This window comes from Streptomyces sp. NPDC107498, assembly GCF_055582805.1.
On record NZ_JBVJPE010000035.1, the window covers coordinates 40,315 to 51,708 of the forward strand.

Below are 11,394 nucleotides of genomic sequence, written 5' to 3' on the forward strand. Positions count from 1 at the left end.
GCGCTACGGGCCGGTGAGGATGTCGTGGGTGCCGATGCGACGCCAGATCACGTGCGGGGTGTCAGGGCGACGTGCTGGTCCGTATTGCCACGTGGCGCGTCCTGCGGGGCCGGCGCCCATGGACCAGGTGAGTTCGAAGATCCCGGTCGCCCGTTGAACACGCTTGATGCGAAGGCCAGCGCGGAAGCGTCCTCCGGCGCGCAGGTCCTCGACGAAGGCTGCCACGGTCTGACGGAACTTGCGGCGTTGTTCCGGGGTGAGACGGTCCAGGTCGGCGGTGAAGCGCGGCAGGGTCTCGTACGTGGGCACGGCGAACTCCTCCAGGACGCACGAAGCCCCCGGCCGGTCGGCCGGGGGCGGTGGTGGCTGTTCGTGTTGAAGGGCGTCGGTTACGTGGTGCTCAGTCGTGCTGGGTGGTGTTGATGAGGTCGTGGCGCAGCATTCGCACGGTCCGGGTCAGCTCTCGTCGCGGGCGTTCATCGCGTCGTTCCACTTCTGTGAGTTGAGCGGGTCGCTGGTGCAGCTGTCGCAGTGGGGCAGGTAGTCGGTCCGGGTGGGGTACGGCACGCCGGCCGAGCAGACGATGACGTCCGGGACCAGCCTGAGAGGGCGGTGGCACAGCGGGCAGAGGTCTCCGTGGAGCAGTTCGGTGGTCATGCGGCGGACTGTGCACACACCGGCGGCTTACCGTCTCGGGCTGTCCCCGCGGCCCGCCTGGCGGGCGCTCCGGTAAAGATCTGGTGATGCCCTCCCGCCCTGCGGGACCGGCCCCGGATAACACTTCTGCGCAGGTCAGAGCCGGGGTTCCATGGGCCGATGATCAGCATGTCGCCAGTTCGCCCGGGGGCCGGGGTGCGCTACCTCTTCCGTGGCGTGATGGTCGGCGACGGCCACCGCCGGGCGGGCACGTCGCTGCGCGACGCCCAGGACGAGGCCGGTGTCCCGCCCGGCGTGTGGAAGGGCCGGGGCCTGGCCGCCCTCGGCCTCAAGGCTGGGGACGTGGTGACCGAGCGGCAGGCCGAGCTCCTCCTGGGGGAAGGCCGGCACCCGGACGCCGACCGGATCGAGCGCGAGCTCCTGGCGCAGGGCAAGAGCCCGGCGCAGGCGCGGCGGGCGACCGTGCTGGGCAGGCCCATCGAGCACAACCGCTCCCCGAAGACCGACAAGGCCAAGGAGCGCACGCCCTGGCTGGCCTTCGACCTGGTGTTCCGGCCCCCGCCGACGGCACACATCGCGTGGGCCCTGATGGACGACGAGCACCGCCGGGTCCTGGAGCTGTGCGACGGCATCGCCCGCGACAAGACCCTGGCGTGGCTGGAGGAGTCGGTCGCCGAGATCCGCTGGAAGGCCGGCGGCAAGCAGCGGGCCCGGGTCAAGGACGGGCTGGTCGTCGCGGTGTTCCGGCACTACGAGTCCAGGGCCACGGAATCGAGGCCGCTGCTCCACAGCCACGCGGTGGTGTCGGTCCGCGCCCGGCGGCCGCACGACGGGAAGTGGGGCAACCTGTCGGCCGACTCGCTGATGACCCACATCGTCGCGGCCGACACTCTCTACCTCCTGCACTTCATGGAGGAGGTGACGGCGCGGCTCGGGTGGGCGTGGGAGCCGCGCGAGGTGACGCCCGGCCGCCGGCCCGTGATGGACATCGCCGGGATCGATCGGCGGCTGATCGGCTGGCAGTCGACCCGCCGCCAGCAGATCGAAGACGCGCTGTCCGTCATCACCGCCAGGTACGAGGAGCGGCAGGGGCACGAGCCAGGGGAGCGGGCCGGCTACGTGTTGGCCTGTCAGGCTGCCGACCAGACCCGCTCGCCGAAGCGCACCGAGCTGTTGTCGCTGACCGAGCTGCGGACGCGATGGCGTGCTTCGGCGATCCGGGCGTTCGGCGCCTGCACCGTCTACCGGCTCGCCGAGCGGGCGCGGGCGGCAGCCGCGGCGGTGTGGGCGCGGGTGCGGCCGGTGGTCGACCTCGCCCTGGCGGCCGTCGACGTCGTCGCCGTGGTGTACGTGATGCGCGGCGCCTTCGCGCGCCATCACCTCCTCGCCGAGGCCCGCCGCCACCTCTCCTATGTCCTGCGCGGCCGCCGCCACGAACCCGGCCTGGACGAACGGATCGTGCAGGCGGCCGTCGACGACCACACCCGGCCCGTCGGGCGCGGCCGCAGGATGACCGCCGACCTGCGCGCCCTGTACCCGCGCGACACCGAGGACCAGGCCGTGCTGCGCCCGCTGACCCGCAACCGCACGGCGACTCAGTACGAACGGGCACGCCTCGCCGCCGACGCCCTGGCCGCCCGGGTCCACGCTGCGCGCCGTGCGGAACGCCTGGGCTCCCGCCCCCGCCCGTACGCCGTCGCCGTGCCTGCCACCTCGAGGTCGCGCCCGCGGCCGTTCCGCGACGGCCGGAAGGACGGCCGCGTCCTGGAGCAGGAGACCGGCGTCGACACGGTGGAGCGGACCCGCCAGACCTTGGAAGCCGCCGCCGCGCAGGTGGCCGCCACGCTCCAGGACAGCCGGCGGGCGCGCGAAGCCGCCCACAACCTGCGCCCGCAACCCGCCCCGGCGGCAGTCCTGCCGCCGCACACCCAACAGCCCGGCACCCATCACATGCCGGGCCGAACCGCAGGAGGAGTCACGTGAGCACACCGGAAGAACGCCCCAACCCCGACGAAGCCCTCGCCCGTGCTCGTGCCGCCCGCGAGCAGATGGCCGCCGCGCTCGACGAGGACCAGGAGCTCGAAGCCGACGAGCCAGTGGGGTGGCAGCCGATCTGGAAGCGTCCGCGGAAGCCGAAGTCGAAGGCGGCGAAGAAGGCGGAGCTGCGCAAGCAGCGCAAGCGACTCCAGGACGCCGCCAAGCGCCGCCTCGCCGCGAGGAACTCGCGCCGGCCTTGCTCCCGGCAGAACCGGATCGGCAACGCGGCCGCGCGCCGCGATGCTCGCGCACTGTCCCGAGTGCGGCACTCCAACGCCTGGCTGTGGTGACGAGGTCGGGCACCGTCCACTCGATGGAGTCCACCCGATGTCGCGCATCGCCACCAGATGCAGAACATCGAGTGGGCTCCACTCGGTGGGTTCCACTGAGTGGGTTCCACCGGGTGGACTCCACCGGGTGGACTCCACCGAGTGGAGTCCACTCCGGTGCGCCGGACGACGATCGACTCCACCGTGGTGCGCACCGCGTTGTGCGCCACCGCGCCCGGCACCGCACCACTCTGACGATGCCCGGCACTCTTGCGCGCACCGGTGCGCCGCACCCGAGGCTCCGCACCGCACCGGTGCGCCCGCCGCCGCGACCCCCTTGTCCGGCTCCGCCACACTCCCCCCTTGACCACCTCTGCTAACGCGACGTTTCTCCTTGCCATCGCCGGTTTCGGCTTGCGATCAGGTCGCGGTCAAGGGGGTGTGTGATAGAGGAGCCCGCCCGGTCGGGGCGCGCCCCGGCGCGGTGCGGTGATGCCGGGAGACCGCACCGCCGACGCCCGGCGGTGCGGTCTCGATGGTGCGGTGGAGCGCACCACGGTGGAGTGGTGCGGTGCGGTGGTGCGGGTGGAGCGCACCACGGTGGCGCGGTGCGCCGGGGACGCGCACCGCACCACCACCGTCCCGGAGGTGCGGCTACGCGGTGGTGCGGTGCGCCGGGTGCGCTTCCATCGCCTGCTTCATCCCCGCGGCCTCCAGCTGGCGCAGGACGTCGGCGACGTCGCCGTGGTCCTCGGTGAGGATGTTCTCGGTGAACAGGATGATGGTCCGGGCGACGTTCCGCGCGTTGGCCAGGCACACGCCGTGGCACACGAGCTCCAGCAGCAGCCGTCCGAGCGCGGCGGCCAGGAAGGAGTGCGCGCACGGCTCCCCGTCGTGGTCGTCTTCGGCGGTGATGGGGATGAAGACGCGCGCGGCGACGTCCACGAGCATCCGGCACAGCTGCTCCGGGCCGATGTCGTCGGCGACCGCGCCGGCGGTGTCGATGTCGTCGGCATGGATCGCCTGGATGTAGGCGAAGGCGTCGAAGACGTCCTCCGGCCCCATCGGGGCGAGCGGAGTGGTGACGGTGTTCTCGGGCATGGGTGGCTCCTCATCGTCGGGCCGCCCCGCTGATCGCGGCGGCCTCGAAGACACCCTCGATCTGCGGCCCTGTGGACAGAGTCCGGCCGCCGACGGGGGAGAACTCTCCCCCTCAGATCGAACCGGACGAATCGGCACTGCAAGGGGCAAACGTGGCCCCCTTGTCCGGCAGGGTCGGCCCGAGCTCGAATCCGGCTCTGACCCCTTGTCCACCTCTGCTACCGCCCCGGCCACAGCCACGTTTCCCCTGGACAGCGTCCGCTACCGGCACCGGTCAGACCGCGGACAAGGGGGTCGGTTGCACGCTGCTCCTTCGCCCCGACCACCCCGGCCGGGGCCGGCGAAGGAGACCAGACGATGACGACCACCTATCCGGAGGCCGGGCAGCACCGCCGGTCGGGCCGATCCTCCCGGAAGGCCGGCCCGCGTGGTGCAGGCCCAAGGGGGATCCCCGGGTGCCGCCTTGGGAGGGCCCTTGGGAACCCCCTTTGGTGCCCGGCACCCCAGGCCGGAGGAAAACCCCTTGTCAGGGCCACAATGACCGCGAAAATTGCGCCGTCACAACCCTCTTCTCTCCTCCTGATGTCCGCATTGGAGGAGAGCATCGGGTTCCGGGGGGCCCGGATGCCCTCCCCGGCCGGGCGCGGCCAGCGGCAGCAGCAGCAGCAGCGGCGGCGGCGGCGGTTGGCCGGCGGCCGGTCGCGAGCGACGAGGGAGCAGAGCTGATGGCGGGGAAGCGGAAGACCAACCCGGCGGGGTCGACGAACAGCTACCGCGGCGACGTGCTGCGCGTGCTCGGAGCGCTGAAGGTCGCCACGGCGGATCAGATCCAGCGGATCGGCGCTCCGCACCTGACGTTCCGGCACGCCGACAAGGAGACCCCGTCGAAGCAGAAGCAGGCCCGCACCGCCTCGCACACGGCTGCGCTCTCCGACATGCGGGCGCACGGCCTGTCCGAGAACGGCGGCTCCACCGAGACGGGCGACGCCCTGCGGAACCTGACCCCCAAGGGCCTGCAGGCTGCCTCCTACGAGTTGAACCGGCCGGTGACGGAGATGGGCTCCACCGCACGCGGCGCGGGCTCCTCAGGGGCCTCTCACCCGATGGCCGTCAACGAGACCGTGATCGCGATGCTGCGCCCGAAGCCGAACATGGCCAGGCTCACCAAGGACCCGGCTCACGTCCAGGCCGCCGCCCAGGCCGCCGTCGACTCCCCGGACGGCATCGGCACCATCGCCTCGTACTGGACCGAGGTCCCGCTCCCGGCGACCGGCACCTGGAACGCGCCCGGCAAGGGCGGCGCCCAGGCCGACCTCGTGCTCACCGCCCCGCAGGACGGGGTGCCGCTGCTGTTCATCGAGGTCGACAACTGCCACGAGACCGCCGAGGAGCTCGCCGCCAAGCTGGAGAAGTACGCCCGCTTCTTCAAGCGGCAGGTGAAGGACACCGACGGCCGTGAGCGGCCGATGTGGCGTACGCGCTGGACGGCCCCCGAGGGCCGGTACGAAACGCCGCACCCGCCCGTGCTGCTGGTGTTCAACCGCGTCGGTGAGCGCAACCCCAACCTCACCGTCCCGCGCCTGCAAGAGCTGACCCGCCACCTGTGGCAGGGGGAGCGGCAGCGCGGCGGCCACTACCTCTACGACCGGAAGATCCCGATCATCGCGGTCGGGCTGAACCAGCTGCGCCAGCACGGCCCGGCCGGGGAGGTGTTCGCCCGCTTCGGACGCAGCGGCCCGCAAACCCTCCTGGAGGCGATCGGCAACGCGCGCCTTGAGGCTGCCGAAGCCCGCGAGGCAGAGGAGGCCAAGGCACGCGCGGCGGCGTACCAGGCGGACCTGCGGAGGGCAGCCCAGGAGCAGGCCGCGAAGCAGGCAGCCGAGCGCGAGGCACGCCGTCCCGTCTGTACCGCCTGCGGAGCGAAGTTCACCGACGCCCGCTGGGAGGCGGTACAGCCGAAGGACTGGGGAGCCACGAAGGACTCCCACCCGCACCTGTGCGACACCTGCAAGGCCGGTACCGTCGTCAGCCCAGCGGCTGTCACGCAGGAGCGCCAGGAGCCGGTACGCGGCGAGGCAGGGTCGGACGATTTCTGGCCCGCCCCCGAGCGTCCCGTCTGCACCGAGTGCGGTGCCGCGTTCACCGACGAACGGTGGAAGGCGACCAAGCGTGTCGGCTGGACTGCTTCCCCGGCGAAGAACCCGTCGCTGTGCGGGGACTGCGACCAGCGGTTCGAGGACTTGGACCGGGCCTGGGGGGTGAGCCCCCGGCAGGAGGAGCGCGACCAGGAGCAGGAGCCGGCTGTGCCCGAGCAGAAGGCGGAGGGCCGCTGGTACTCCCGCTTCCGCAGGTGACCCAGGCAAGCCCCGGCCGGCCTCCCGGGCAGGCATCCCGGACGGGACGCCTGCCCGGGAGCGGTGGCAATCAGGGGCGGCAACGGAGCTTGCCCTACAACTTGCCTTTCAACTTGCTCTACAACTAGCCCTTCAACTTGCCTTTCAACTTGCTCTACAACTTGCCCCCAGCGCATCCCGGATACGTGTGAACCTGCACGTCAGAGGGCTAGTCAAGGGGTGGAAATCACGCCGACTACTTCTGTTAGACACCCAGGGAGACCCGGGTATCCACAGAAGTCCGACCAACCAGGGAACCCGGCTGCTACACCAGGGCGGCGGCCACGCTCTCCAGTACGGTGCGCTGCCTTGCGTCCAGCGGTACGTCGGCCTGGCGCAGGGAGCGCAGCGTCGTGCCGTTGGCGCACAGCCTGCACAGGCCGATCACTGGGAGCGGGCCGGCGCCGATGAGCGTGCCGGAAGAGGAGCTCTCGTAGACGGGGCGGTAGCAGCCGGGGCACGGTGTGCTCTCCTCGGGCTCGTCGGCCGGCGGCGCGTCCGGACCGAGGAGCGGGACGATCCGGATCAGGTTCTCCCCTGCCTCGGCCCACAGCGCCATCGGCCGCTCCGCACGCCGCTCGAAGACGATGGCGCCGTCGGGGCCGGTCTCGGTGCGGAGCCGGGCCAGGGTGCCGACGGCTTCCTCGGGATGGTTCGGGATGAACATGAGCACCCGCTCGTACCCGGGCCCGGTCTCCCCGACGACGCCGTGCGGCCGACCGGAGGCGAGCGCCGTGCCCAGCTCGCTCAGCCCCTGGCCGTCGTCGTCGTTGCGGATCCGCAACGGCCACCCGGCCAGCACGCCGTCGACCTCGGCCGGGGTGCTGGTGATCAGGATGCCGTTGCCGGACTGCCTCACGTCCAGGTGCTGCATGCCCGCGGTGGAGTGGAACGCGGTGCCGAACCACTCCGTGGCCGACTCACCCGTGACAGGCTGCTCGCTTCCACCGTGCGAGCGGCGCGGCTTGTGCTGCTTGTGACGTCCCATGATGTGCCTCGCAGAAGTGACTCCATGCACGGGCCGAATGGTCCGCTCAACCCACAACCGACAACCCGATCACCCGGGTACGCCCAGAGAGCCGGCGTTCATCCATCCGGCCCACGGCGACTGCAACACCCCGTGCAACAGAAGGAGGGTGCAACAGAGCCGTGTTGCACCCCTGGTCTGCGGAAACACCCGATCCGAGCTGGGGTAGGGGAGCGCGTTGCACTCTCGGAACAGCACCGGACCCCGAGCGTCCAAGAGGCCCGGGGTCTGGTCACGGCACTGGAGCGGTCAGACGCTGTTCGGGGCGACCTGGGGGACCGTCACGGGCTTCGCCCAGTCCATGCCCAGCTTCGCGAGGGCGGCGAGCTGGTCGGCGTCCAGCCGGTCCCTCCTCGATTTCGTGTTCGAAATCCATACGCCCAGCTTCACCGTCACCGGCTCCGCCTCACCGTCGACGGCGAGCTGTTCGCTGTGCCCCCTCGGCACCGGCCGGTCGCCCTCACGCTCCACCCACTGCGCAAGGGCCGCCAGGCCCCGCTGGAACGCCGCCTGCGTCTTGCTCGGGCCCTTCGTCGTGCGCGCGGCTGCCGGGGCGGGAGCGGGCGCCTGAGCGGGCTGCACGCCCAGCTTCGCCAGCCGCTCCTGCTGCTCGGGCAGAAGCTGCGCCCAGGTACCCGGGTTCTTCTGCCGCTGGAGCCACCGCCCGATGTCATCGCCCTCGAACAGCACCCCGGGCTCGATGGCCGGCAGGACGCCGTCGGCGTCGACCAGGTCGGCGAGGACGCGGTAGTGCCGCTGCCAGTCCAGCGGCCACGGGCAGTTCCAGTCCTCGTCGATCTCGGCGAGCTGCGCGGCCCGGGTGGCCGCGGTGTCCTCGTCCTTCCCGAGCCCGTTCTTCGTGCCCTTGCGGCGGAGGTTGGCCATGTACTGCCCGACGGGCACCATCGCCTCGCCCTCGCCCCACACCGCGTCCTGACGCGGCGCGAGATGCCCCATGGCCCGCCGGTAGGACCGCAGCGCGGCGAGCTTGTTCTCCCACGCCTCCTCGCCCGGCTCCCACACCATCCCGGCCTCCGGCGCGTCCAGCAGCGTCTTGCGCCGCTCTTCCAGCTCCCCGGCCCGCAGCGCCTTCCTCTGCTGATGCACCCATCGGCCAAGCGGAAAGTCCTTGGTGACGCCGACCTCGACCTCGACGTCATACGGGACGGCGTAGAGCCCGGTGATCTCGTTCTCCGCCCGCCACCGGATCAGGGCCTGGTAGCCCTCCAGCCACACCAGCGATTCGGGCCGGTAGACCCGGGTGCGCAGGAACGCCGCGATGGTCGCCGCGTCGCGCGGGCTGGAGAAGTGCAGCAGGGCGGCTTCGGCGGCGGCCTGGGTGTCGTCGTCCTCCTGGTCCTCGCCCTCGCCGCCGGCCCCGACGATCCGCCCGTCCTCGTCACGCCGGACGTGCACCTTGCGCTTCCCGCTCGTGAGCGCCCTGGAGGCGAGTTGCTCGACCAGGCGCTCATCATGCGAGCGCAGGCCCTGGAGCACGGCCACGAGCGGCTTGAAGCTGGCGCTGGCGACCATGTCGGTCGGGTCCTCGCCGGGCTCCAGGAACACCGGCACGATGATCCTGGCCACCTTGGTGGAGCCGTCGCGGTTGAGCCGGAGCGCGCGGCCGATGTTCTGGACGATCTCGACCTGGGAGCCGCGGGTGTCGGCGAAGCAGATCGAGTCGACTCCCCGCTCGCCGGTGATGTCCACGCCCTCTCCGAGGACGCGAACGCTGGCGAGGAAGGCGCGGTGCACCCGGCGGCCCGCGGCGTCGATGCCGTTGGCGAACTGGCGCAGGACCTCACGCCGCTCGCTGACGAGGTGGTCGCCGCACAGCCATGCCGACCACACCCGGTCCGGCGGGACGTGGCGGCCGGCCTCCAGCTCGTAGAACTCCGCGTCGATGGAGGACTTCGGGAGCTTGTCGGCGGCGGCCAAGTCCTCGTCGGTGGCGTCGTTGACGTACAGCGCGGCCGCCGTCTCCGGCAGCTTCTCCGCGAACGCCGCGGCTTCCTCGACCTTCTGGTGGAACGTCATGACGGTGCGCAGGTTGTACGCGGCGGCGTGCTCCAGGAGCGCGGTCTGCAGGAGCGCCAGGCGCCGGCCGCGCCGGGCTTCCTCGGTCTCCCCGAGGACGGGGGAGGGGTCGCGGATCTCCAGGACGTCGATCTCGAATCCGGCAAGGATTTCGCGCTCGATCGCCTCCGAGAGTCCGAGTTCTGCGATCCACGCGCCGTAGGTCCCGTCCGGGTCGTCGGCCATGGTCGCGAGCTCCAGCTCCTGGCCGTCCGCGCCCTTCTGCGGGCGGGGCGCGGCGAGGATGCGCGGGGTCGCGGTCAGGTAGAGCCGGAAGTCCGCCGGGATTCTGGCGTTGTCGTGGATCGCCGCCCACGGCCGACCAAGATCACCAGCGGTTCCGTGGGCCTCATCCACGATCGCGAGGTTGAAGCCGTCCATGCGCTGGCCGTAGAGCCGCTCCCCGCCTGCCAGGGCGGCCTCCAGCGGCCCGCGAACCTTCCGCTGGCCCTCGGGAGCGTCCACGTCCTCACGGTCCACGAGAGAGGCGTACGTGGCGAACACGACGACCGGTCCGTGCCCGGCCCACAAGGCCAGCTGGATCGGGTTGGTCGTGGTGCGCACCCCCAGCGAGTTCAGCACGGGGTCGTTCTCCAGCGAGCACACCGCGACCATCGGGGCCCGGTGGCCGACTGCTCGCCACGCCTGGGCGGTCTGCGCGAGCAGGTCCAGGGTCGGGACGGTGACGAGGATCCGCCCGTCCGCGAACGACTCCAGCGCGCACGCGGCGGCCATGATCGTCTTGCCCGAGCCGGTCGCTGACACGATCGTGGCACGGGCACCCTGCGGCGGCACAGATGACCTTGCAGGGAATCCCACCCACCCGCGAAACGCGGCGCGCTGGTCTACCTGGTGTTCCTTGAGCGGAATCGCTGACATTTCCTTGCCTCCCCTAAGCCTAAATTCCTGTGGTCTTTCAGATGGCCGCGTGCGGAATGCAGGCCGCGCCCGCGTCGTTCCAGATCGACGCATCCGCCTTGTGCCAGCCGCCCGGCTTCCCGTCCTTGAAGGGCGGCTTGTCGTCCGGGTCGTAGTGCCCGGCAGCGAGCGTGCACACGATGACGTCCCCGTCCGCGTTCCGCGTCCGCGCGGTGCACAGACCGCCGGCCTCGCCCAGCGCCTCCAGCACCCGGCGCCGCGCCGTGGTGTGCGGGTGGGTGCCCGGCAGCACGGCCTCCCGGACGAACCTCTCCAGGCGCACCAGGTCGGCCCGCTCACGCTGCCTCACGTCCGCGATATGTACGGCCAGCTCAGCGGCCCCAGCCGACCGGCCGCCGCGCCGGGACCATTCCCGGTCCGCGATGCCCACCAGGGCCTCGCTCACGGTCCTGACGCCCTCGTCCCAGCCGTCCTCGAACAGCTCGCCCCGAGAGGCCGGCGCCATCCCGTCCAGCTCCACCACCTGGCACTGCGCCCCGGCGACCGCCCCGGCCTCCAGCGCGGCCACCAGGTCGTCCGCCTCGCTGGCGGCCACGCCCTGCGCCTCCAGGAGCGCGAACAGCCTCAACCGGGCGTTCACGCCCGCCGTCTGGTACTGCGTCACCCGGCGCACAGAATCGCTGCTCAGCGCGGGATCGGGTCCGGTAGATTCCTGGTGACCGGTCATCTGCGGTCGTTCCTCTCGGAATTGAGGGAGGTCCCCGGGTAGTTTGGGGGTGTCCTGTGTTTCCGCCAACGGTACATGCTGCATCTCACGGATGCACGCGGTACACTGGAACCCACACGAACGAGCGACCCCCCACCCCCTCGTAGCCAGCCCGGCCCGCGCCAGCGGGCCCCAAGGGACTGGAGGCGCAGCCGGAAGGACCGTCAGGCGGGGGAGCGCAGCGGACCC

General features: G+C 71.7%; 9 protein-coding genes. 3 read left to right on the forward strand and 6 right to left on the reverse strand.

The window, feature by feature from the left end:
- Positions 1–3: 3 nt before the first annotated feature.
- Together ACZ66Z_RS34870 and ACZ66Z_RS34875 are read right to left on the reverse strand one after the other, a co-directional pair.
- Positions 4–309: a hypothetical protein gene (locus ACZ66Z_RS34870; protein WP_469939853.1), complete on the reverse strand. Its 306-nt coding sequence runs from the start codon at positions 307–309 to the stop codon at positions 4–6.
- Positions 310–456: 147 nt separating this feature from the next.
- Positions 457–657, reverse strand: coding sequence for a hypothetical protein (locus ACZ66Z_RS34875; protein ID WP_469939854.1), 201 nt, complete (start codon positions 655–657; stop codon positions 457–459).
- Positions 658–816: 159 nt separating this feature from the next.
- Between ACZ66Z_RS34875 and mobF the strand changes: the two genes are divergently transcribed.
- Positions 817–2,640 carry a MobF family relaxase gene (mobF, locus tag ACZ66Z_RS34880; protein ID WP_469939855.1) on the forward strand — a complete coding sequence of 608 codons (1,824 nt, stop codon included), beginning with the start codon at positions 817–819 and terminating at the stop codon, positions 2,638–2,640.
- Entirely contained in the window at positions 2,637–2,984 is a 348-nt protein-coding gene (locus ACZ66Z_RS34885) for a hypothetical protein (protein WP_469939856.1), read from the forward strand. The genes mobF and ACZ66Z_RS34885 overlap by 4 nt, the downstream gene beginning before the upstream one ends.
- Positions 2,985–3,617: 633 nt before the next feature.
- Here ACZ66Z_RS34885 and ACZ66Z_RS34890 read toward each other — a convergent pair.
- Positions 3,618–4,064, reverse strand: a complete 447-nt coding sequence (locus ACZ66Z_RS34890; protein WP_469939857.1) for a hypothetical protein — start codon at positions 4,062–4,064, stop codon at positions 3,618–3,620.
- Positions 4,065–4,789: 725 nt separating this feature from the next.
- On the opposite strand from ACZ66Z_RS34890, the gene ACZ66Z_RS34895 reads away from it, so the two are divergent.
- Positions 4,790–6,418 (forward strand): replication-relaxation family protein, encoded by a 1,629-nt coding sequence (locus ACZ66Z_RS34895; protein ID WP_469939858.1) that lies wholly within the window; start codon positions 4,790–4,792, stop codon positions 6,416–6,418.
- Positions 6,419–6,722: 304 nt separating this feature from the next.
- Here ACZ66Z_RS34895 and ACZ66Z_RS34900 read toward each other — a convergent pair whose 3' ends face one another.
- The 3 genes from ACZ66Z_RS34900 to ACZ66Z_RS34910 form a co-directional block, all read right to left on the reverse strand.
- Positions 6,723–7,445, reverse strand: coding sequence for a hypothetical protein (locus ACZ66Z_RS34900; RefSeq protein ID WP_469939859.1), 723 nt, complete (start codon positions 7,443–7,445; stop codon positions 6,723–6,725).
- 288 nt (positions 7,446–7,733) lie between these two features.
- Positions 7,734–10,439 carry a helicase associated domain-containing protein gene (locus ACZ66Z_RS34905; RefSeq protein ID WP_469939860.1) on the reverse strand — a complete coding sequence of 902 codons (2,706 nt, stop codon included), beginning with the start codon at positions 10,437–10,439 and terminating at the stop codon, positions 7,734–7,736.
- A 37-nt stretch (positions 10,440–10,476) separates the two neighbouring features.
- Positions 10,477–11,103: a hypothetical protein gene (locus tag ACZ66Z_RS34910; protein WP_469939861.1), complete on the reverse strand. Its 627-nt coding sequence runs from the start codon at positions 11,101–11,103 to the stop codon at positions 10,477–10,479.
- Positions 11,104–11,394: the final 291 nt, after the last annotated feature.